The sequence below is a fragment of the Streptomyces sp. NPDC005803 genome, from assembly GCF_040630435.1.
Classification (GTDB): domain Bacteria; phylum Actinomycetota; class Actinomycetes; order Streptomycetales; family Streptomycetaceae; genus Streptomyces.
The window spans coordinates 155225-178364 of record NZ_JBEXXO010000007.1; the positions used below are offsets into that span (position 1 = coordinate 155225).

At 71.4% G+C, this 23140-nt stretch carries 15 protein-coding genes and 1 riboswitch; of the genes, 6 read left to right on the forward strand and 9 right to left on the reverse strand.

Annotation, left to right across the window (positions count from 1 at the left end; translation table 11 throughout):
• Positions 1-11: 11 nt before the first annotated feature.
• Positions 12-121, forward strand: a riboswitch (SAM riboswitch).
• 47 nt (positions 122-168) lie between these two features.
• The 3 genes from ABZ454_RS12660 (at position 169) to ABZ454_RS12670 (ending at position 3424) form a co-directional block, all read left to right on the forward strand.
• The gene (locus ABZ454_RS12660; RefSeq protein ID WP_359537643.1) at positions 169-576 is read left to right on the forward strand and encodes a hypothetical protein; all 408 of its coding nucleotides are present in this window, start codon (positions 169-171) and stop codon (positions 574-576) included.
• A gap of 299 nt (positions 577-875) precedes the next feature.
• A complete protein-coding gene (locus ABZ454_RS12665; protein WP_359537645.1) occupies positions 876-2171 on the forward strand; it encodes a cytochrome P450 in 1296 nt (431 codons plus the stop codon).
• A 62-nt stretch (positions 2172-2233) separates the two neighbouring features.
• A complete protein-coding gene (locus tag ABZ454_RS12670) occupies positions 2234-3424 on the forward strand; it encodes a cytochrome P450 (RefSeq protein WP_359537813.1) in 1191 nt (396 codons plus the stop codon).
• A 60-nt stretch (positions 3425-3484) separates the two neighbouring features.
• On the opposite strand, the gene ABZ454_RS12675 is transcribed toward ABZ454_RS12670, so the two are convergent.
• Positions 3485-3874, reverse strand: coding sequence for a VOC family protein (locus ABZ454_RS12675; RefSeq protein WP_359537647.1), 390 nt, complete (start codon positions 3872-3874; stop codon positions 3485-3487).
• Between the two features lie 464 nt (positions 3875-4338).
• Here ABZ454_RS12675 and ABZ454_RS12680 point away from each other — a divergent pair, with 464 nt between their 5' ends.
• A complete protein-coding gene (locus tag ABZ454_RS12680; RefSeq protein WP_356318463.1) occupies positions 4339-5346 on the forward strand; it encodes a LacI family DNA-binding transcriptional regulator in 1008 nt (335 codons plus the stop codon).
• 69 nt (positions 5347-5415) lie between these two features.
• Here the strand turns inward: ABZ454_RS12680 and ABZ454_RS12685 are convergent, their stop codons facing one another.
• The 7 genes from ABZ454_RS12685 to ABZ454_RS12715 all read right to left on the reverse strand — a co-directional run bounded on the left by ABZ454_RS12685 (position 5416) and on the right by ABZ454_RS12715 (position 16720).
• Positions 5416-6129 (reverse strand): hypothetical protein, encoded by a 714-nt coding sequence (locus ABZ454_RS12685; RefSeq protein ID WP_359537648.1) that lies wholly within the window; start codon positions 6127-6129, stop codon positions 5416-5418.
• A gap of 41 nt (positions 6130-6170) precedes the next feature.
• A complete protein-coding gene (locus ABZ454_RS12690) occupies positions 6171-8420 on the reverse strand; it encodes a glycoside hydrolase N-terminal domain-containing protein (protein ID WP_359537649.1) in 2250 nt (749 codons plus the stop codon).
• Complete coding sequence (locus tag ABZ454_RS12695; RefSeq protein WP_359537650.1) at positions 8417-10393, reverse strand: beta-galactosidase; 1977 nt, start codon at positions 10391-10393, stop codon at positions 8417-8419. The genes ABZ454_RS12690 and ABZ454_RS12695 overlap by 4 nt, the downstream gene beginning before the upstream one ends.
• A 143-nt stretch (positions 10394-10536) precedes the next feature.
• Positions 10537-12789, reverse strand: coding sequence for a 1,4-beta-glucanase (locus ABZ454_RS12700; RefSeq protein WP_359537651.1), 2253 nt, complete (start codon positions 12787-12789; stop codon positions 10537-10539).
• Positions 12790-12859: 70 nt separating this feature from the next.
• On the reverse strand, positions 12860-13831 hold the full coding sequence (locus ABZ454_RS12705) for a carbohydrate ABC transporter permease (RefSeq protein ID WP_356318473.1): 972 nt from the start codon (positions 13829-13831) through the stop codon (positions 12860-12862).
• A complete protein-coding gene (locus ABZ454_RS12710; protein WP_356318475.1) occupies positions 13828-14946 on the reverse strand; it encodes an ABC transporter permease subunit in 1119 nt (372 codons plus the stop codon). The genes ABZ454_RS12705 and ABZ454_RS12710 overlap by 4 nt, the downstream gene beginning before the upstream one ends.
• Positions 14947-15046: 100 nt before the next feature.
• Complete coding sequence (locus ABZ454_RS12715) at positions 15047-16720, reverse strand: extracellular solute-binding protein (RefSeq protein WP_356318477.1); 1674 nt, start codon at positions 16718-16720, stop codon at positions 15047-15049.
• A 457-nt stretch (positions 16721-17177) separates the two neighbouring features.
• Here ABZ454_RS12715 and ABZ454_RS12720 point away from each other — a divergent pair, with 457 nt between their 5' ends.
• Both ABZ454_RS12720 and yicI read left to right on the forward strand, forming a co-directional pair.
• Positions 17178-20051 (forward strand): glycoside hydrolase family 3 C-terminal domain-containing protein, encoded by a 2874-nt coding sequence (locus ABZ454_RS12720; protein WP_359537652.1) that lies wholly within the window; start codon positions 17178-17180, stop codon positions 20049-20051.
• A gap of 67 nt (positions 20052-20118) precedes the next feature.
• Positions 20119-22398 (forward strand): alpha-xylosidase, encoded by a 2280-nt coding sequence (yicI, locus tag ABZ454_RS12725; RefSeq protein ID WP_359537653.1) that lies wholly within the window; start codon positions 20119-20121, stop codon positions 22396-22398.
• Between the two features lie 84 nt (positions 22399-22482).
• Here yicI and ABZ454_RS12730 read toward each other — a convergent pair whose 3' ends face one another.
• Entirely contained in the window at positions 22483-23019 is a 537-nt protein-coding gene (locus tag ABZ454_RS12730; protein ID WP_359537654.1) for a DUF4232 domain-containing protein, read from the reverse strand.
• Positions 23020-23140 lie beyond the last annotated feature (121 nt).

A 23140-nucleotide genomic window follows, 5' to 3' on the forward strand; every position in this document is an offset into this window, starting at 1 on the left:
AGTCGTGTATGGGTCATGAGTTCCAGTGCGCAGCCCCGGCTTGCTGGACGGCACCCCGCTCCGCTGCGGGTGCTCCGGGTGACGACCTGCCCCGTGCGCAGGGTGCGGGGAACAGCGGACCGCGGTGCGGGGCACTCGGGGTCCTCACCCCGGAAGGCGAACCCCACCATGCTGCGTCACCTCACCGACAACGGCTCCGTGCGGAGCGACGGCTGCTCCCGCTACGCCGCGGGCCACCGTGTGCACTGGATCCACGCCAAGAAGTGCCGCCAGGAACCGGGGCAGGCCGTCGAGATCCTGCTCACCTCCGATGACGTCCGGGACGACGGATGGGTCGGGCTGCGGCCCGCTTTCGACTACGCGAGCGACCTGCCCGCCGTCTGGACACACACCCCCGAGGCCCTGCGGGAGACGCTCGCGGGTCATCGTGGGCGGGTGTACTGGCTGTCGCGCTGGCACGCGCTGAAGCTGGTGCACGGCGACGGTGACGGCATCGGGGGCACCGCGGGGCGGGGTGCGGGACTGGTCAACGTCGCGTTGGAGGGCGGGGAGCTCTGCGAGGGCGGGGCCGCGTGAGTCGGGGCCTTTCCTCCCGGGCCTGATGCGTCCGTCCCGCCCGGTCGCCGCGCGGGCGTCGGCCGCACGGTTTCGGCAGGGGACCGGGCCGGCCGGTCCCCTGCCGCAGCCGTCCCGGAGCTCCCGGGGCGGTAGATCGTTATGGTCATTAATTGTGTTGAGATGTCTTCGCGTTGCCCGGACGGTGTGTGAGATTGATCGCCGTTGACCGTTCCGGCGTCACACAAAATCCTTATAGTGAAGCTGCGTTGATCGCATGATCGGGACGCGTGCAGCTGTCGCCACAGGAGTCAGGACTCATGACGCGCCCTTCTTCCGCAGAGCCCGCGCCGGCCTCTCCTCCTCCGCCTCCCGGGTGTCCGGCGCACGCCGGGGCCGTGCCGCTCGGCGGGGCCGCATTCCAGACCGAGCCCCAGGCCGTCTACCGCGCCATGCGGCGCGACCACGGGCCGGTCGTCCCCGTGGAGCTTCCGGGCGGGTTCCCCGCCTGGCTGGTGATCGGGTACCGCGAACTGCACCAAGTCACCAGCGACGGTGCGCTGTTCCCGCGCGACGTGGGGCTGTGGAACCAGTGGCCGCACATCCCCGACGACTGGCCGCTGCTGCCGATGGTGGGACGGCCCCTGCCGTCCATCTACTTCAGCGCGGGGGAGGAACACCTGCGGCATGCCCGCATGGTCGGGCCGGCCCTCGAAGGCGCCGATCCGCATCAGATCCGCAGGGACTGCGAGCAGTTGGCCGACCGCCTGATCGACGATGTGTGCAGCCGGGGGACGGCCGATCTCGTCGCCGACTTCTGCGAACCCCTTCCCGTGCTCGTCCTCGCGCGCCTGGTCGGGTTCCCCGACGACGAAGGCGCCGACATCGCCCGGGTGTTGAAGGATCTTGCTGACGGCGGCCCGGACGCGCAGAGCGCCCACCTGCGATTCGGCGAGCACATGGCCCGGCTGGTGGCCGCGAAGCGGGCCGCGCCGGGGGACGACGTGACCTCCCGCATGCTCGCCTTCCCCGAGGCGTTCACCGACGAGGAGTACATGCTCGACCTGATGGCCATCACGGCCGCCGGGCACCTCACCACCGCCGACTGGATCAGCAACTCCCTGCGGCTGATGCTGACCGAGGACGAGTTCGCCGACTCCATGGCCGGCGGCCGGCGAAGTATCGGCGAGGCCATGAACGAGGTGCTCTGGGAGGACACGCCCACCCAGATCCTCTCCGGTCGCTGGGCCGTGCGCGACACCCAGCTCGGGGGACAGCGCATCAGGGCGGGGGACATGCTGCTGCTCGGGCTCGGCGCCGCCAACACCGATCCGCTGGTCCGCCAGAGCGTGTCGGGCATCGGAGCACCGACGCAGGGCGGTAACGGCGCGCACCTCGCGTTCAGTCATGGCGAGTACCGGTGCCCGTTCCCCGCCCAGGAGATCGCCGAGGTCATCGCCCGTACCGGCATCGAGGTGCTGCTCGACCGGCTGCCCGATCTCCAGCTCGGCGTCCCCGCCGGGGACCTCGTACGGCGGCCCTCCGCCTTCCTGCGGGGCTCCACCTCGCTCCCCGTCCGGTTCACCCCCGTTCGTACGACAGGAGACTTCTCGTGACCTGCCCTCATGCCGCCGCCCAGGCAGCAGCCCGGAACGGCGGGACCGTCGTCATCGACCCGATGGTCCAGGACCTGGACGGTGAGACGGCGCGGCTGCGCGACGCCGGACCGCTGGCCCGGATCGAACTGCTCGGTGTGCCGGCCTGGGCCCTCACCCGGCACGCCGACGCCCGGCAGCTCCTGCTCGATCCGCGGCTGGTGAAGGACCTCGACGCCTGGGGGCTGTGGCAGAGCGGCGAGGTGACGCACGCGTGGCCGCTCATCGGGATGATCGACGCCGGCCGGTCCATGTTCACGGTCGACGGCGACGAGCACCGCCGGCTGCGGACCAAGACCTCCCAGGCGCTCACGCCCCGTCGGCTCGACGCGATACGGCCCGACATCGAGAAGTTCACCGAGGAGCTGCTGGACGCGCTCGCCGAGGGCGGCAGGGACGGGGCCGTCGTCGACCTCAAGTCCGTGTTCGCGCAGCCGCTGCCCATGCGGGTCGTCGGCATGCTGATGGGCGTCGACCCCGCCGAGAACGCCATGCTGACCCGTCAGTACAAGGCCTTCTTCTCCATGCTCACCCCGCAGGACGAGCGGCTGGCCCTCCTGGCCGACCTGGACGTCTTCTACGCCGGGCTCGTCCGCCAGAAGGCCGCGCAGCCCACCGACGACCTGACCTCCGCGCTCATCCTCGCCGACGAGGGCGGCGAGCCGCTGACCGAGGAAGAGGTGATCGGCAACCTCAAGGCCATGGTCGCCGCCGGGCACGAGACCACGATCGGTCTCATCCTCAATGCCGTACGTGCCCTGCTGTCCCACCCCGACCAGTTGCGGATGGTCCTCGACGGGGAGGTCTCCTGGGAGACCGTGATCGAGGAGACCCTGCGCTGGGACACCCCGACCACCCATCTGCTGATGCGGTTCGCCACCGAGGACATCCAGGTGGGTGACGGTGTCATCGCCAAGGGCGAGGGCGTGGTCATCTCCTACCGGGCGATCGGCCGCGACCCCGAACAGCACGGCCCCGACGCCGACGCCTTCGACATCACCCGCCCCACCCCCATCCGGCACATGACCTTCGGCCACGGTCCGCACATCTGCCCCGGTGCGGCTCTCTCCCGCGTCGAGGCCCGGATCGCCCTGCCGGCGCTGTTCGCGCGCTTCCCGGGGCTGCGGCTCGCGGTGCCGGACTCCGAGATCCGCAAGCTTCCCGTGATGACGCAGAACGACATGGAGGCGTTTCCCGTCCTGCTCGGCGCCTGAGGAGGACCGGGAACGGGGGCCGCACCCCGGCACGCGGTTGCGGCCCCCGGCCCAAGGGGTTCACGCAGGCCGGCCACCGTACGGGACGGTGAGGAGCTCCATGGCGTGGCCGGCCGGATCCATGAAGTACACGCCGCGTCCGCCGTCGTTGTGGTTGATCGCACCGGGGTGCCGGCGGTGCGGGTCGGCGTAGTGCTCGATGCCGCGCTGTGTGATCCGCGCGTATGCCGCGTCGAACTCCGCCTCGGAGACCAGGAAGGCGTAGTGCTGCGGGGTGATCTTGTCCGCGGGGATCGCGGCGAAGTCCAGCGTGACGCCGTTGCTCAGCTCGACGGCGACGAACGGCCCCCACTCGGCGCCGATCTCGAGGCCCAGCAGGCCCGCGAAGAACGCGGCGGACTCCCGGTTGTCCCGGGCGTGGACGATCGTGTGGTTCAACTCGACTGACAAGGAATGCCTCCGAAGGCATCTCCCGACACCTCCATGCCTCACCCAGCCGGCGACCGACACGCGATGTCGCCGAGCATGCTAGCCGCCGTTCCGGCACGGCGGTAGGCGTGCGACGGCCGGGAGGACGGGAGATCCGAGCTCGGCGCCGGCCTCCCGGACCGGACCCGCCCGCCTCCTGACCCGAACACCCCTGTCCCGCTGATGTCCCACGCCCGGCGACGGGCATATCGTGGCGGTAGCCGAACGGCTGCCACGGTCCTTCGGGGCAGTCGCCCAGGACAGTGAGTCGAAGCGCTTCGACGGGCCTATGGACACGCTGTGCGGGCAGGTCTAGGCTCACCTCATCCGGGCATGTCGCAGGCGGACCGAGCCGAAGTCGAAGCGCTTCGCCCCCTCCGGCCGAAGCTGCCGGTGCAGCCGGTCCCCGTGCCGGTGTCCGACGACGTCCCTTGATGGAGAGCTGAATGGTCACCCTTGCCGAGGTCGCGCAGCACGCCGGAGTCTCCGCGAGCACGGTGAGCTATGTCCTCAGCGGGAAGCGGTCCATCTCGGTGTCCACGCGGGAGCGGGTGGAGCTGAGCATCCAGCAGCTCGGCTACCACCCGAACGCCGGCGCGCGGGCGCTCGCCAGCAGCCGGTCGAACATCATCGCCCTCATGGTGCCGCTGCGCACCGACATGTACGTCCCGGTGATGATGGAGATCGCCATCGCGGTCGCCACGACGGCCCGCACCCACGGCTACGACGTCCTGCTCCTGACCGGGGAGGAGGGCCCCGCGGCGGTGCGGCGCATCGCCGGGAGCTCGCTCGCCGACGCGATGATCCTCATGGACGTCGAGCTCCACGACGAACGGCTGCCGCTGCTGCGTGACAGCGGCCGGGCCGCCGTGCTCATCGGACTGCCCTCCGACACCGACGGGCTGACCTGTGTGGACCTCGACTTCGAGGCGACCGGTGCGCTCTGCGTGGACCACCTCGCCGGCCTCGGCCACCGTGAGGTCGCCGTGATCGGCGAGGCGGCCGCCGTGTACGAGCGGCACACCGGCTTCGCCGAGCGGACGGTCGACGGCATACGCGCCAAGGCGCGGGAGACCGGCGTGCGGGTGCTGCACCGCCCCTGCGAGGGCGGTTACCCGGCGATGGCGCAGACCCTGTCCCGGATCTTCGACGAGCGCCCCGGCACCACCGGGTTCATCGTGCAGAACGAGTCAGCCGTGGAGCCGCTGCTCAACCTCCTGCGCCAACAGGGCCGGGCCGTGCCCGAGGACGTGTCGGTGGTCGCGATCTGTCCCGAGCAGGTGGCCTCCCAGGCCTCGGTGCGGCTCACCTCCGTGGCCATCCCCGCGCAGGAGATGGGGCGCCGCTCGGTGGAGCAGGTCGTCGCCAAGCTCTCCGGCCGCGGCACGGACGAAGTCGAGCTGCTGGCACCCGAGTTGACGGTACGGGAAAGCACCGGGCCCGCACCGAGGTAGTGCCCGGCCCCCACGCGCGCACGAGCCGGCCCCCCGCACGGGGGGGGGGGGGCTCCTTGTGCGGACGGATCAGCTGGACGAGACGCCGAAGCCGTTCGTCCGGAAGTCCAGACCGCCCGACGACGAGGTGATCTCGTAGCCGAACTGGACGTCACCGATGGTCTCGTTGCCCCACCAGCCCTTGGTGTCCTTGATCCACTTCAGGATCGGCAGGATGTTCACCGTGCCCGACGTGGAGTCCGAGGTGCGCAGGAACGAGAAGACCTGGTTGGCCCCGTTGTCGCCCTTGTAGACGGTCCAGGTGTGGCCGCCGAGCGTCACGTTCCCCTGCGAGGTGCCGAGGGGGCCCACGGCGCCGTTGTAGTTGACCCAGAGCATGACCTCGTAGTCGTAGTCGCTGTCCCAGATGTCGTACGAGGTGTTGTACGCACCCGACGACGGGACGGTGACGTTGTAGGTGCTGGTGAGCGACGACAGCGAGGTGAGGGACTTGCCGACGACCTTCTTCGCGTTGGGATACGACTTGATGCCGCCCGTGTTCGGGTGGTTCGCCCAGACGCCCCAGTTGCTCGAGGAGTTGGCCCAGATGGACTGCGCACCTGCGCCGGAGCCCCAGATGTTGTTGTAGAGGGTGTAGCCGTCGGAGGTGGTGTAGTTGCCCCACTGGTCCGACGAGGACCAGATCGCGGCCTGGGCGGGGGCGGCGGCGAAGCCGACGAGGGCCGCCACCGCCGTCGCCGGGGCCAGTACGAACCTGCTGAGGATGCGGGTACGTCGTGCCATGGTTGTCCCTTCCATGGTGGGGGGATGGGGTGGGGGGATCGCTACCGCGGCCTCAGTTCGAGGACGCGGTCCACGCCGGCCGTCAGCTCCAGGGCCGCGGGTGTTCCGGCGGAGGAATCGGTGAGGGTGCTTCCGTCGCCCGTACGGACGTCGATCCGGGCGTCACGGGTGGGGTGAAGCAGGGCGGTGGCGGTGCCGTCGGCCCACCAGCGCAGATCCAGACCCGCGCCGAACCTGGTGCGCACGCCGCGCAGTTCGCCGCCCGGGCAGCCGGTCAGCGGCGCGGGCAGCAGGACCAGCCGGTGCGGCGTCGACTGGACGAGCGACTCGATGACCGCCGCGGGCAGGGCGTGGGCGGCGTCCGCGTTGTAGACGTCGCGGGCCGGGTAGTGGGCGCTCATCAGCGAATCGTGGAAGAAGTCGCCCGCCAGCACGGCCTTCAGCGCCGCCGAGACGCGCTCGCCGTCCCGCAGCCGTGCCGCGATCAGCGCATGGTGCAGATGTCCGTGCGCGGAGTCGTTCTCCGATCCGCGCAGCTCCAGTGCGCGGTGCGCGGCGGCCGCCAGGTCCGGGGTGTCGTACGGATTGATCGCGTCCAGCGGCCACACCGGGTAGAGGTGGCTGAGGTGGCGGTGGTCGTACGTCTCCTGGAGGCCCGGCCACGCCCACTCGGCGAGTGCGCCGTCCTCGTTGACCCGGTAGGAGGCGAGCCGGTCCGCGAGCGCCCGTCGCCGCGCGGACGCCGGATGGGTGGGGGAGCGGTCGGCGGACACGGTGAGCGCGTGGCGGGCCGCCGCCACGTCCATCGTCGCGTTCACCGTCCCCCAGCTCGCGTTGGCCGGACGGTTCTCCGGTGAGTACGAGGGCACCACCGCCACCTTGCCGTCGGGGCCGGTCCGGGTCAGGAAGTCCTCGTAGAACTGGGCGGCTTCGTGCAGCGCGCCGACCAGGCGCGGGTCCGTCACGCCGCTCGTCTCGGCATGCTCGATCAGCGGTTCCAGGAGCCAGTCCGCCCCGGCCGTCCACAGGTGCAGCGGGTAGGCGCGCTGGAAGTGGCGGGTGTGGCCGGACTCGCCGTCGGTGTGGGACGGGGCGACGATGCCCCGCGCCCCGAACAGTGCCCGGGCGTTGTCCCGCCAGTCGGCCAACTGCCCGTACACCAGCGCGGCATGGGCCTCGGAGACCTCGGGCAGCGCGGCGGCCGCCGCCGACGCGATCTGGAGGTTGAGATTGGCGTTGGTGGTGAACGCGCCGGACCAGGCGGTGTCCCAGTCGCCCGTCCACAAACCGGTCAGCCGGGGCGGCAGCGCCCCGGACGACGAGTACAGGTGGTAGCGCCCCGCGGCGAACAGCCGCTCCAGCAGAGCGGGGCTGTCCGGACGGCGAACCAGCTCACTGCCCGGCAGGGCCCGCTCGGCCGGATCGGCGTTCAGGGTCAGGGAGGCGCGCTGGAAGGCGGGGCGGTGCAGCGCGCGGTGCCGGGCCAGCAGCGTCGGGTAGTCGTCGCGCGGCAGCGCGGCGCACTCCGCGGCCAGGTCCAGGCTGCCCGGGTGGCGGCGCACCCGGGTGACCAGCAGCAGGCTCCGGGCCCCCTCGACCCGGATGCCCTCGCCCGCGACCGACACCGTGCCGCCGTCCGCGCGGACCACGCTCACCCCGGTGTAGGCGAGGTCGCTGTCCGGGTAACCCGCCCGCAGCGCCAGCCGGCCGCCCCCCGGCGTCAGTACGGTGCTGCGACCGACGGCCAGACGCGGCGGAACGCCCGGCAGCGCGTGGTCCAGGACCAGGTCCACCGCGAGCCCGGGGCCGGTGACGTACTGGACGATCACGTCGTCGGCGCGGGAGACGAAGACCTGGCTGCGCCGCCCCTCGCACCGGGCCGTGATCTCACCCGTGGCGAAGTCGACCGTACGGCGGTAGCCCGCGGGCGGCCCCTCGCCTTCGGACCCGGACGACGAGCCCGGCGTGGGCCGGATCCTGGTCTGGAACGCCGGATGGAAGGGCTGCACCCACGCCAGCGGCCGGCCCGCGCCGAACTGCTCGGCGGCCCTGGTGTCCCCGGCGAGCAGGGCGCTCTGCAGCCGGTCCAGCCGGTCCGCGAGCTCGGGCGGCCGGAGGTGCTCGCTGCCGTTGGGCCGGACCAGGGTGTGGTGGTTGACGATGACGCGGTCGTCGGCCGGGTCGCCGTACACCATCGCTCCGTGCCGGCCGTTGCCGCCGAGGAAGGCGTCCTCCCAGCGGGCGGCGGGGCGCGGCTCCCACGTGCCGTCGATGTGCGTGCGGGCGGTCATGGAGCGGCGCTCCGCAGGACGGCCACGCCGTGACGGCCCAGCTCCACCCGGCCGTCGGCCCTCCGGCCGGTCAGGAGGTCCTCGTACGCCCCCGGCACACTCACGGTGACGGTGTCCCGGCCGTGGTGCAGCAGGAAGAGCAGGTCGCCGCGGCGGACCGCCTCCACGCCGTCGGGCAGCCCGGCCAGCACCGGTGCCACGCCGGCCTCCCGGACCACGTCCCCGAGCAGCCCGCGCAGCGCCTGCGGCTCCGGCAGCGTCGACAGGTAGCGCGCCCGCCCCATGCGCAGCACGGCGGGCAGGCCGGCCAGCTCCCCGTCGCGGTACGCCGACACCACCTCGGCGCCCTCCGCGGCCTCCAGCTCCTCGGACCACAGGGTGCCGTCGAAGCCGTCGCACGCCACGACCGAGCCGGCGTCCAGCGGCCACCACTCGTGGAGCGTGCGGATCCCGAACAGCTCGCGCAGTCGCGCGTCCATGCCGCCCGGCCTGATGCGGTCGTCCACGTCCGCGATCCCGCTGAAGAATCCGCAGACCAGAGTCCCGCCGCCCTGCGCGTACGCCACCAGATTGTCGATCGAGGCGTCGTCCAGCAGATACAAGTGGGGTACGGCGACGGCCTTGAAGCGGCTCAGGTCGGCGTCCGGGCGGGCGAACTCCGTGACGACGCCGTTCTCCCACAGCGCCCGGTGCCAGCGCTGCACGACCTCGGTGTAGTCCAGCAGCGAGGAGGGCCGGCCCTCCTGCGCGCCCGCCCACCACGCGTCCCAGTCGTGCAGGACCGCCACGTCGGCCGGTACGTCACTGCCGCCGACAGCCGGGCCGATCGTGGCCAGTTCCGCCCCCAGCCGCTTGATCTCGCGGAAGGTGCGGCCCTGTTCGCCGGCATGGGTGAGCATCCCGGAGTGGAACTTCTCCGAGCCCTGCCGGGACTGCCGCCACTGGAAGTAGCAGACGGCGTCGGCGCCGCGCGCGACGGCCTGCAGCGACCAGAGCCGGTTCAGGCCCTCGGGCTTGGGGTGGTTGACGCCCCGCCAGTTGACCGGTCCGGCCGCCTGTTCCATCAGCATCCACGGGCCGGCCGCCTGCGAGCGGGTCATGTCGGCGAGCATCGCGTTGTACTGGCCGCCCTGCGGGTCCCGGGGGTCCGGGTAGATGTCGACGGAGACGATGTCCTCCTGCGCCGACCAGGCCCAGGCGTCCTGGCCGGACCAGAGCGGCATGAAGTTCGTGGTCACCGGGATGCGCGGGGTGTGCCGGGCGACGATGTCGCGCTCGGCGACGTAGCACTCCATCAGCGCGTCGGAGGTGAACCGCTTGAAGTCCAGCACCTGGGCCGGGTTCTTCATGTACTGCGCCTTGCGCGGCGGCAGGATCTCCGTCCAGGAGTCGTAGCGCTGGCTCCAGAACGCCGTCCCCCACGCCTCGTTGAGCGCGTCGAGCGTGCCGTACCGGCTGCGCAGCCACCGGCGGAAGTGGGCGGCCGTCTCGTCGCACCAGCAGTGGGTGCAGTACTCGTTGTTGATGTGCCACACCGTGAGCGCGGGGTGGTCCGCGTACCGCGCCGCGAGGTCCTCGGTGAGGGCCGCGGCGTAGCGCCGGTACACGGGGGAGCTGGCGCAGAACTGCTGGCGCGAGCCGTACCAGACGACCGAGCCGTCCTCCGTGCGCGGCAGGGTCTCGGGGTGCCGGGCCCCCATCCAGGGCGGCGGGGAGGCGGTCGGGGTGGCGAGCACGACGCCGATGCCGTGGGCGTGCATCAGGTCCATCAGCCGGTCCAGCCAGCCGAACTCCCGTGCACCGGGGCGTGGTTCGATCTTCGCCCAGGAGAAGACGCCGAGGGTGACGGAGTTGACCCCGGCCTCCTTCATCAGCCGGGCGTCGTCCTCCCACACGTCCTCGGGCCACTGCTCGGGGTTGTAGTCGCCTCCGAAGAGGATGCGGCCACGGGCCGCGTCGCGCAGGGACGGCATGGCGTTTCTCGTTTCTCAGCGGGTCTGACGATCGGGGGACGGGTGAAGGAGCGGAGACGGGCGCGTGCGGCCGCGAGGCGGAGTGGTGAGGGACGACAACGCCGCGGACGCGTGCACCCACCCCGCGACGCCGCCCCCCACCGTCAGGTCCTCCGGGGTTCCGCGTACTGGATGCCGCGGCCGTTGGTGCCCAGATAGACACGGCCGTGGACGCGGGGATCACCGGTGATCACTTCGCCGGTCCAGCCCCACTGGTGGGCGTCGTCGTTGATCCGGACCCAGGTGGCGCCGGCGTCGTCCGAGCGGAGCACCGCCACGCCCTCGTACGCCGCGGAGACACGGCCCGTCTGGAAGACGGCCGGGTAGCCGGCGCCGGGGCGCTCGCGGCTTCGCACCGGTGCCGCCTTGCCGAAGCCCAGGGCGTGCGAGGCCTGGCAGCCGGCCACCGCCGTGAACGTCAGCCCGCCGTCCGTCGAGCGGAACAGTCCGTTGTCCTTCGCGGAGAGCCACAGGTCACCGCTGCGTCCGGGCGCGGCCGCCACCTTGAACTGCACGTCGCCGGAGGGGAGTCCGGTCGCGCCGCGGGTGAACGTCGCCCCGCCGTCGGCGGAGTGGAAGACCGCTCCGGTGTCGGTGTCGTAGACGTAGAAGCGCCTCGGGTCCAGCGGATCGGCGACCGGGGCGGCGCCCTTGGGGAAGGTGGTGACCTCGGTCCAGCTCGCCCCGCCGTCGGTGGAGCGGTGCGCCGGGTACCTGGTGCCGTCCCAGTGGACGAACGACCAGAGCAGGACCGACCCGTCGGCGGAGACCGCGACCGGCCCCGGGGCGGAGGCGGCGATCTCCGGCTGGGCGGCGAACGGCTGCCAGGTCCTGCCGCCGTCGTCCGAGGACGCCCCGGCCGAGCTCGACCCCGACGGCCAGCCCGTCCGTACGACGTACGAGGGCCTGAGCGCGGCCATGGCGAGGCCGGTGGCCGTGCCGAAGACCGGATTCGACGCCATGCCGCGTGACGGGGAGGCGGTCAGCGAGTCGTGGTACATCACCCCGATATCGCCCAGGCCGCTGAGGAGGCGGCCGCCCTTGACCGGCGGGGCGATGAGGAACCGGACCGACGTCTCCTCGAGTCCCCGGATCTCCGGGGCCCAGTGGACGAGGTCCCGGGTACCGAAGATCGTCGCGCCGGTCCCGTACACGATGTGCCGTGAGTCGAACGGGTCGACGGCCACGGCCTGCATCCACCAGCCGAACTTGGCCGACTCCCCGCCCCACCGCAGATACGGGGTCTCCGCGACATCGAGGACCGCGGTGTCCTTCAGCGAGGTCCAGGTGGCGCCGGCGTCGGTGGAGCGGAACACCGTGTCGATCCGCGACCAGCGGTTGTTGGTCGTGACGACGAGGCTGCCGGCGCGGCGCGCGTCGACCGCGACACCGCCGTAGCCGAAGCCGTCACCGGCGGCGGCGTCGGGCCGCGCCGGGGTGACCTCGTGCCAGGCGCCCGTCACCGTGTCGAGCCGGTGCACCGAGCCGTCGGACTGACCGTTGGGGCCCGGGGCGTCCGCGTAGGTGACGTACAGCGCCCGGCCGCGGGCGTCGTACGCGGCCCGGACCGGCACCTTCGTCGCCGCGCTCCCGGACGGCTGCCCGGGCACGACCTCCCAGCCGCCGGAACCGTCCGTGCGGTAGAGCGTGCTGCCGCCGTCGCCCCAGCCCGCGTAGACGGAGCGGCCCGCGGCGACCAGGAACATCACCCCCTGGCCGTTCGCCGACGGAGTGGCGGGGAAGGGCGCGGCAGCCCACGTCGCGCCCCGGTCGGTGGAGCGCAGGAGCCCGTCGTGCCGGGTGCCGAGCCAGAGCGTCTCGCTGTCCCGGGGGTCCACGAGCAGCCGCTCGCCCGCGCCGCGCCCGTCCTCGTTGGCACCCAGCCGCACGGTCAGGTCGGCCCGCTGCCAGGTCGCCCCCCGGTCCTCGGAGCGGAGCACCGCGCCGGGGCTCGCCCAGGACTGGGCGTACGTGCCGCAGGCCAGGTAGAGGCGGTCCGGGTGCTCGGGGTCGACGGCCAGGGCCTCGATGCCGAGCAGATTCCAGTCGTCCCAGCCGAGGTGGTCGGTGAGCGCGGTCCAGCGGGCCGCGGCGCTGTCCCAGCGGTAGGCGCCGCCGATGTCGGTGCGGGCGTACGCCAGCCCCTTGACCGTCGGGTGGAACAGCACCCCGGTGACGAATCCCGTCCCGCCGATCGTCGCGGTCCGCCAGCGGTGGGGCTCGGCGGCGCTGTCCTGGTGCCCCCGCGAGGTCGCGGCGGCGGTGCCCGCGGCCGGCAGGGCGACGACCGTGGCGGCGACGGCCGCCGAAGCGAGCACGGTTCTGCGGCTGGGCGTGGGCGCGGACGAAGCGCGCATGGCGAACACCTTCCGGACAGGGGACAACAGGACGAGGCGGAACGGGAGATGAGCGGGGAGCCGTGCCGGGTCAGCCCTTGACGGCGCCCGTGAGCATGCCCTTCTGGAAGTGCTTCTGGACGAACGGGGACAGCACCGCGACCGGGATCAGGGCGAGGATCATGACGGCCATCTGCACCGCCAGGCTGTTGATCTCGCCGCTGCTGACCGCCGCGCCCATCGCGCCCGGCGGGACCTGGTGCTGGAGGACCAGCTGACGCAGGATCATCTGCAGCGGGTACTTGTCGCTGTCCTGGATGTAGAGCATCGCGTTGAACCACTGGCTCCAGTAGCCCACCGCGTAGAACAGGGAGATCACGGCGATCACGGCACGCGACAGCGGCATGATGATCTGGAGCAGGATGCGCACCTCGCCGGCGCCGTCGATGCGGGCCGCGTCGATGAGTTCGGGCGCCGTGTCCATGAAGAAGCCGCGCAGGACCAGCACGTTGAAGACGCTGATCGCGCTGGGCAGGATCATCGACCAGTAGCTGTTGCTCAGCCCGATGCCGGTGACCAGGAGATACGTGGGGATGAGCCCGGCGCCGAAGAACATCGTCGCCATCAGGGTCATCAGCAGCGGACGGTGGGCGTACGAGTCGCGGCGGCTCAGCCCGTACGCGCACAGGATCGAGACCACCATGCTGACCACCGTGCCGACGACGGTGAGGCCGACGCTCACCGCCGCCGCGCGGGTCACCGCGCCGCCGCTGAGGAGTTCCTTGTAGGCGACGAATGTGATGTTCCTCGGCCAGACGACCAGGCCGCCCGCGTCGTTGATGGTCTTGGTGTCGGAGAGGCTGGTGACGAGCACCACCCAGATCGGGATGATCACGATCGCGCAGATCGCGACGAGGCCGAAGCCCTTGAAGGCGAGGCCCGCCTTGGTGGGCTCCTCCTCCCATACGGGGCGGGGTTCCATGCGCAGGGCGCGCTGGAGCCGGGTCTCCGCGCGGGGCGCGGGCTCTGCCGCGTCCTTCTCAAGTTCCAGGAGAGTTGTCATTTCTTGGAGTACACCCCCTGCTCGCCCAGCATGTGGGCGACCTTGTTGGCACCCAGCACCATGGCGACGCTGAACAGCCCCTTGAAGACACCGGCGGCGGCCGCGTAGCCGAAGTCGCCGGTCTTGATGCCCGTCCACCAGATGTAGGTGTCCAGGATTTCGGAAGCGCCGGCGCCGACCTGGTCGCGCTGGAGCAGGATCTGCTCGAAGTCGAGGTTGAGCGCGCTGCCCACCCGCAGGACCAGCAGGAGCGCGATGACCGGACGCAGTGCGGGCAGGGTCACGTGCCACATGCGGCGCCAGCGGCCCGCCCCGTCGACGGCCGCCGCCTCGTACAGGTCGGTGTTGACGGCGGCGAGCGCGGCCAGGAAGACGATCACGCCCCAGCCGGCGTCCTTCCACACGGCCTGGGCGGAGACCAGGAACTTGAAGAAGCCCGGACTGGTCATCAGGTCGAAGCCCTCGTGACCGTGTTCGCGCGCCCACTGGGCGACGAGTCCCGCGCCGCCGAACATCTGCTGGAAGACGGTGACGACGAGCACCCACGAGAAGAAGTGCGGCAGATAGACGACTGCCTGGACCCAGGCCCGGACCCGTGCGCTCATGATCGTGTTGAGCAGCAGGGCGATGGCGATCGGGATGGGGAAGAAGAGGACGAGCTGGGTGACGAAGATGACGAGGGTGTTGATGAGGACTTCCCAGAAGCGGTAGTCCTCGAAGATCCGGGTGAAGTTGTCGAAGCCGACGAAGGGGCTGCCGGTGATGCCCAGGTCGTAGACGTCGTAGTCCTGGAAGGCCACGATGTTGCCGAGCAACGGGATGTAGTTGAAGATCAGCAGCAGGCCGATGGCCGGCAGCGTCATCAGGACCAGGGTGCGGTCGCGCCGCAGCCGTTGGCGCCAGGTGATGCCGCCCGCCTGTGGTCCGGCCCCCGGCCGCTTCTTCGCCGGTTCGCTCCTCGCCGTGCGCCGGACAGCGGTCGCCCGTGACCTGCCCGCCCGTCCGCCGCCCGCTTCCCTGTCCTCGCCGTCACCGCTGCCGCCGCCGCCGGCCGGGGCGCCGGCCCCGTCGGAGGTGCGGTCCGGGTCGGTCGTGACCGTGGCCCGTGGCTTCACCGTGTGCTCCCCATGTCGTGCTCCGTGCCCCGGCCGCCGGGCTTCGTGCGCCCGGCGGCCCTTTCGCTGTCCCGCGTACGGCTGGTGCGTGTCGTACGCGTCAGACGCCGGAGCCGTTCTTGTCGAGAATGTCCTGGTACCAGGCGCGCAGCTTGTCGCCGCCGCTCTTCTTCCAGGTGTTCACGGCTTCCTCGACGTCGCTGACCTTCTTGCGGCCGCGGCGGATGTCCTTCTGCAGGTCGTCGAAGGGCGTGTACAGGGAGGCGTAGCGCTGCGGCTCGACGACCTGCATGCCGAAGAAGAGCGGCTTCTTGATGTACGGGGCCTGGCGCGCCATCCAGGCGGCGTAGTCCTTGGCCAGCTGCGGCTGGTCCGGGTAGGCGATCGAGGTGGGCGGCGAGGCGAGGAACAGGAAGGTGGAGGGCTGCGCCTCCTCGACCCCCTGCGGGGTGTAGGTCGGCGACCCGTCCTTGATCGTGTAGTGGGTGTCCTTCACGCCGTAGTTCGTCAGCATGAACTCCTCGGTGCCGAACGGCGCGGCCGCGTAGTCGGCGATCGCGAGGAACTCCTCGATCTTCGCCTTGGGGAGCTTCTTGCTGAGGAAGGTGAAGATGCCCGCCGGGTCGTCCTGCCACAGCACCGGCTTGCCGCCGTCGGGGCTGAAGAAGTCGAGGGCCTGCATGTCGAACTTCGGGTTGGACGCCTTCTGTTCGGTGACCATGCCCTTCCAGCCACCGGTGCCGTCGTTGTACATCATCACGTGCCCGCTGGTGAAGCGGATCTTGGAGTCGGCGTCCTTGCCGGCGTCGGCGTCCGGGTGGACGTACCCGCCGTCGTGCAGCTTGCGGGCGAAGGTGAGCGCCTCGCGGTACGCCTGCGTCTCTATCTTGTGGACCAGCTTGCCGTTCTCCAGCTGCCAGTAGTGCGGCGCGTCGGGCAGCAGGCCGTGGATCTTCTGGATGCAGGTCCAGAGGTCGTCGAAGGCCCAGACCTTCTGCTTGGGCGCGGTGTGCTCCTTGCCGAAGGCGAGCAGGTCGTCCGTGCTGGCCGGCACGGCGCCGGAGCCGATCAGGTCCTTGCGGTAGAAGATCGCGTTGCCGATGATCGGCGTCGGCATAGGCAGGCCGCGCAGCTTCCCGCCGAACACGGAGTACTGCCAGGCGCCCGTCGGGATGTTCGCCAGGTTCGGGTACTTCTTGACGGCGTCGCCCGCCAGGTAGGGCGTCAGGTCCGCGAACTTGGCGCTGATGGCGTTGCGGATCTGCCCCTGCATGTTCCAGCCGGGGATCGTCATGACGTCCGGGATGTCCGAGCCGGCGAGGACCGCGCCGATCTTGTCCTGGTAGGTGTTGCCGTCCTGCGGGTCGAAGTTGAGCGTGGCGCCGGCGGCCTTGTTCACGGCCGTGTAGTACGGGTTGTTCTTCTTCGGGACGGTGCCCCACAGCGGCGTCATGACCCGGAACGACGAGCCCTTGCCCGGGACCGACTTCACGGAGACGACCAGCGGGTCCGGCAGCTTGGTGAAGCCGGGGCTCGAACCGTTGACGCTCGGGACGTCGGGCTGGACCAGGTTCAGCGGGACGTAGGACGGAACGACCTTCTTGAGCGCCTTGCCCGTGGTCGTGCCCTCCTTGTCCTTGGACCCGGAACCGGAGCCGCCGCACGCGGCGAGCAGCGGTACCCCTCCGGCCACGGCGACAGCGGCGACCGCGCCCGTGGCGAGGAAGCTTCTCCGGCTCGGAGCCGTGGAGGAGGGGGTGGAATTCGGCGTCATTGCGTCAACCCTTCGAGGCGCACCAGGACGACACGTGGCGGGCGACCGCCGTTCGGTTCCTGTGTCTGAGGTGGAGCGTTGCTGACTGGGCCGGCATGACCGGCCGCAGGTGAAGCGGTTCAACAGGGAAACGGCAGAACCTGTCGCCGTCCCGGGAAGATCACGGGCGCCGGGCGCCCCATCGAAGCTCCGTCGAAGCGCTTCGATGTTGCAGCGAGGTTAAGTGAAGGGCTCCAGCCGCACAAGAGTCCGTTTCCAGATTCCTCCGACCTGTTTCCGAACCGTTTCCTGACGCTCTGAGGGGTTGTCGAGTACGGAGGTCGAAGACGAGGCCTTGACACGCGCGGGGTTGGGCATTGAGCATCGAAGCGCTTCGAAAGATCTTCCGAGGCCCCCGGGATGTCCGCGCGAGGCGCTGACACCGGAATACCTCCCACCTCTCCAAGGGGACCCGCACGTGACGGAACAACCGCAGCCCTTCCGCGACCCGCAGCTGCCCTTCGCCCAGCGCGTCGACGATCTGCTTCAGCGGCTCACGCTCGACGAGCGCATCGCGATGCTGCACCAGTTCGCACCGGCGGTCGACCGGCTCGGACTCGGCGCCTTCCGGACCGGTCAGGAGGCTCTGCACGGCGTGGCCTGGATGGGCCCGGCGACGGTGTTCCCGCAGGCCGTGGGGCTCGGAGCCACCTGGAACGACGAACTGGTGCGCCGCATCGGCGAGGCCGTCGGCAACGAGGTCCGCGCCAAGCGCGCCGAGGACGACCGCGTCGGCCTCAACGTCTGGGCGCCGACGGTGAACCTGCTGCGCAACCCGCTGTGGGGACGGGGCGAGGAAGGCTACTCCGAGGACGCCGGGCTGACCTCCGCCATCGCGGTCGCGTACACCCGAGGACTGCGCGGCGACCATCCGCTCTACTGGCGGACCGCCCCGGTGCTCAAGCACTGGCTCGCCCACAACAACGAGACCGACCGCGACACCTCCTCCTCCTCGGTCCGCCCGCGGGTCCTGCACGAGTACGACCTCAAGGCGTTCCGTGACGCCGTGCGGGCCGGCGCGGTGGCCGGGGTCATGCCCGCCTACAACCTGGTCAACGGGCGGCCCAACCACGTCTCGCCGCTCCTGTCCCAGCATCTGCGCGCCTGGACCGACCGGTCGCTGGTGGTCTGCTCCGACGCCGGGGCACCCTCCAACCTCGTCGATTCCGAGCACTACTTCGACACCCACGAGGAGGCGACGGCCGCCGCCCTGCGCGCCGGGGTGGACAGCTTCACCGACCACGGCCAGGACTCCGGCATCATGACCGGCCGCATCCGAGGCGCGCTGGAAAACGGACTCCTCGACGAGCACGACATCGACACCGCCGTCCGCCGCCTGCTCGAACTGCGTTTCGCACTTGGGGAGTTCGACCCCGACCTGGACCCGTACGCGAAGACCGCCGACTTCGACACCGAGGACCACAGGGCGCTCGCCCTGGAGGCAGCCGAGCAGGCCGTCGTCCTGCTCAAGAACGACGGCCTGCTGCCGCTCGACCCCGCCGCCGGGCAGACCGTCGCCGTCGTCGGACTCCTCGCGGACGCCTGCAAGCTCGACTGGTACAGCGGCACGCTCATCCACCGCTCCACGCCGCTCGACGGACTGCGGGAACGCTTCGGCGCGGAGCACGTCGTGCACGCCGAGGGCGTCGACCTGGTCCGGCTGAAGTGCGCGGAGGGCTGGCTGCGGATCCCCGCGGCCGACGCGGGGCAGGAACCCGTGCGCGGCGCGGAAGGCGCCCTCGACCCGGCGCTGCTCGCGGGCCGCACCGACCTGCCGCCGCTGACCTGCGGCGACACCCCGTCCGAGCTGGCGCTCACCGACTGGGGCAACGGCGTGATCACCCTGCGGGAACCGGCCGGCCGCTATCTGTCGGTCGCCGAGGACGGTTATGTGCGCGCCTCCGCGGACGAACCGGGCGGCTGGATCGTCCAGGAGACGTTCCGCTGGGAAGCGGTGGAGGGTCATGCCGGCGGTCACCGCCTTCTGCACGTGGGAACGGGTAGGTATGTCTCTGTCGCCGCCGACGGCGTAAAGGTTGCCGCGCCCGGCGAAGAAATCTCCGGCACCCCGCAAGCCGCCGGGACGGTCTTCGAGATCGAGATCGCCGAGCGCGGCGAGGACGCCGTGGCCCGCGCGGCGGCCGCCGCCGACGTCGTGATCGTGGTGGCCGGGAACGATCCGCACATCAACGGCCGCGAGACCGAGGACCGCACCACCCTCGACCTCCCCGCCCAGCAGGAACGCCTGTGGCGTGCCGCCCACGCCGCCAACCCGCGCACCGTCCTGGCGGTCACCTCCGCCTACCCCTACGCACTCACCGACGCCGCGGCCACGCTCCCCGCCCTGCTGTGGACCGCGCACGGCGGGCAGGCCGCCGGAACCGCCCTCGCCCGCGTCCTCGCGGGTGACGTCTCCCCGGCGGGCCGGCTGCCGCAGACCTGGTACACCTCCGACGCGGAGCTGCCCGGACTGCTGGACTACGACATCATCGGCTCCCGGCAGACCTACCTCTACTACGAGGGCGCCCCGCTCTACCCGTTCGGCCACGGCCTCTCGTACAGCGACTTCGCCTACAGCGCCCTCAGCGCCGAGCAGGACGGCGACCTGCTGCGGGTGTCGCTGACCGTCACCAACACCGGGGCCGTCCCCGCGGACGAGGTCCCCCAGCTGTACGTGCGCGCGGTGGCGCCGTCCGTCGTGCGGCCGCTGCGCCAGCTGGCCGGGCACCGCAGACTGCACCTGGCACCCGGCGCCGCCGAGCGCGTCGACTTCCTCCTCCCCGTCACCGGGCTCGGCCACTGGGACGTGGCGCACGGCCGCTGGAGCGTCGAGCCGGGAGCGTACGAGATCCAGGCGGGCGCCTCCAGCGCGGACATCCGGATCATCACCGTGGTCACCCTCGACGGCGAACCGGCCGGGCCCCGCCCCGTCCTGACGCGCGGTCTGGAGGCCGCCGACTACGACGAACAGCTCGGCACCGCGATCGTCGACCGGGCGAAGACGGACGGCGACGCGGTCACGGCCGTCGCCGACACCAACGAACTCCTCTACCGCGGATGCGACTTCGCCGCCGGAGTACGAGAGGCCGAGGTGCTGGCCGCGGGGGAGGGGACCGTGCTGATCACCGCCGGCGGCACCACGGTCACCGTCCCGGTCGCCGCCACCGACGGGCCGTACGACTTCCGGACCGTGCGGGCCCAGCTGACCGCCTCCGGAACCGGAGACCTGCGCATCACCCTGCGCGGCTCGGTGCGCCTGGCCCGGATCACCTTCACCGGGGCCGGCGAGTGAACCGGCCCGCTCCCCGCCCGCCCGACCCCGCCCCTCCTCATCCAGTTGCCCCCGGCAAGGAGTCCGCATGAAGTTCACCGACGGCTTCTGGCTCATGCGTGAGGGCGTACGCGCCTCCTACGCGACCGAGATCCGCGATCTGCGCGTCGGCGCGGACCAGTTCACCGCCTACGCGTCGGTCAAGCACGTCGCCGCACGCGGCGACACCCTCAACACCCCGCTCATCACCGTCGACTGCTTCTCCCCGGCCGAGGGAATCATCGGCGTGCGCACCACCCACCATGCCGGAGCGGTGCACCGCGGACCCGACTTCGCCTTCCCCGGACTCGACCCGGCAGCCGCCGGGGCCCGCACCCGGCGGGACGGCGCGGTCACCGAACTGACCAGCGGGCCGCTGACGTTGCGCATGGACGGCGACGGGCCCTGGGGGCTGTCCTTCCTCGACGGCGACGGCCGGCGCCTCACCGGTGTCGACGCCAAGGGCACCGCCTTCGCCACCGCCCCGGACGGCAGTCACCACATGATCGCCCAACTCGCCCTGGACGTCGGGGAGAACGTCTACGGACTCGGTGAGCGGTTCACCCCGTACGTCAAGAACGGTCAGACCGTCGACATCTGGCAGGCGGACGGCGGCACCAGCAGCGAACTGGCCTACAAGAACATCCCGTTCTACCTCTCCTCGCGCGGCTACGGCGTCTTCGTCAACCACCCCGGCAAGGTCTCCTTCGAGGTCGGCTCGGAGTCCGTCGGCCAGGTGCAGTTCAGCGTCGAGGACCAGTCGCTGGAGTACTACATCGTCGCCGGGCCGACACCCAAGGAGGTGCTGGCCCGCTACACCGCGCTCACCGGTCGCCCCGCACTGCCGCCGGCCTGGTCCTTCGGCCTCTGGCTCACCACGTCCTTCTGCACCTCGTACGACGAGGAGACCGTCACCTCGTTCGTCGACGGCATGGCCGCACGCGACATCCCCCTCTCCGTCTTCCACTTCGACTGCTTCTGGATGCGCGAGTACCAGTGGTCGGACTTCCTGTGGGACCCGGACGTCTTCCCCGACCCGGAGGGCATGCTGGCCCGGCTCAAGGAACGCGGGCTGCGGATCAGCATGTGGATCAACCCGTACATCGCCCAGAAATCAGCTCTGTTCGCCGAGGGGGCCGAAATCGGCTACCTGGTGCGCCGGACCAACGGCGACATCTGGCAGTGGGACCTGTGGCAGCCCGGCATGGCGCTGGTCGACTTCACCAATCCGGCTGCGCGCGAGTGGTACACCGGCAAACTCCGCGTCCTGCTCGACCAGGGCGTCGACTCCTTCAAGACGGACTTCGGCGAGCGCATCCCCACCGATGTCGTCTGGCACGACGGCTCCGACCCGGAGCGCATGCACAACTACTACGCGCAGATCTACAACCGCACGGTCTTCGAGCTCCTGGAGAAGGAGCGGGGCCACGGAGAGGCGGTCCTCTTCGCCCGCTCGGCGACGGCGGGCGGCCAGCAGTTCCCCGTGCACTGGGGCGGCGACTGCTTCGCCTCGTTCACCGCGATGGCCGAGTCGCTGCGGGGCGGCCTCTCCCTCTCGCTGTCCGGCTTCGGCTTCTGGAGCCACGACATCGGCGGCTTCGAGGGCACCCCCGATCCGGCGGTCTTCAAGCGCTGGCTCGCCTTCGGCCTGATGTCCTCGCACAGCCGCCTGCACGGCAACGTGTCCTACCGGGTGCCGTGGGAGTTCGGCGAGGAAGCGGTGGACGTCACCCGGAAGTTCACCCTGCTCAAGCACCGGCTGATGCCGTACCTGTACGGGGCGGCCGTCACCGCCCACCGCACCGGCGTCCCGATGATGCGCCCGATGCTGCTGGAGTTCCCCGGCGACCCGACGACCCGGATGCTGGACCGCCAGTACATGCTCGGCCCGGACCTGCTGGTCGCGCCCGTCTTCACGGAGGACGGTCAGGTCGAGTACTACGTTCCCGAGGGCACCTGGACGGTCCTGCTGACCGGTGAGACCGTCACCGGACCGGTCTGGCGCCACGAGACCCACGGGTTCGACAGCCTGCCGGTCCTGGTGCGCCCGGGCGCGGTGCTCCCGTGGGGCGCGGACGACCAGCGCCCCGACAGCGACTGGCTGGACGGGCTCACGCTGCGGGTCTTCGGCGGGGCGGCCGGCGACGACGCCACGTCCGTCACGGTGCCGGACCTGACGGGCGCGACCGCCGCCGGGTTCCGGGTGGTCCGGGACGGGGCGACCCTGACCGTCACCTCCGAGGGCACGGACCGCCTGTACCGCGTGGTCGACGAGCCGACGGGAGCCACGGCCGAGGGGACGGGCACGGTGACGCTGCCCGGCGCCTGAACGCGGGGGGCGGTGCCGTCGGGGCGGTGGTGATCACCGCTCCGACGGCACCGCCCCCGTGCGTCCGGCCGGTGTACGACGGGGTCAGCGCGTCGCGCGGGCGAGGGCCCGGTCCGCCGCGCCGCGCGAGGTGTGCCACAGCGTGGTCACCGGCTCCCACACCCGGATCCCGCGGCCCATGCCCACCGTGGCCGCGCTGAACGTGACCCCGTAGTGCGCGGGGTCCGCCGCCACGGACAGGCTGCGGACGACATGGCCCCGGGTGGTGCCGCGCTCCGCGGTCCGCACGGCGGCGTACCCGCGCTCGCCCGGCGAGAGCACGTAGGAACCGCTCGTGGCGGGCGGGACGGGCTGGGCCGAGCCGTCGAGGCCCCGGAACGTGATCGTCGGGATACGGTCCACGACGCAGGTCCGGCCACCCCGGTTGGTGACGGCGATCCGCGCCACGTTGTGGTGCCCGCCGGGTGAGGCGGAGATCCTGAGGGCCTTCTCCTGGCAGGGGACGGGGCGGCTCCGCGCCCCGTCGGTGGCCGCGCCGGCCGTGGCCGACGCCCCGGCGGCCGTCAGGGCCAGGGCGGCCGCGGCGGTGAGCGCGGCGGTGAGGGTGGAGCTCGGACGCATGGTGTGTCTCCCCTTGGATCGACAGCCTGCGGTCGGGACCCGAGGGCCCAGGTGGCCGGTACGGCCGACAGGGACATCATGGACGGAATGCCTGGTTCATGGCGATAGATCGGACATATCG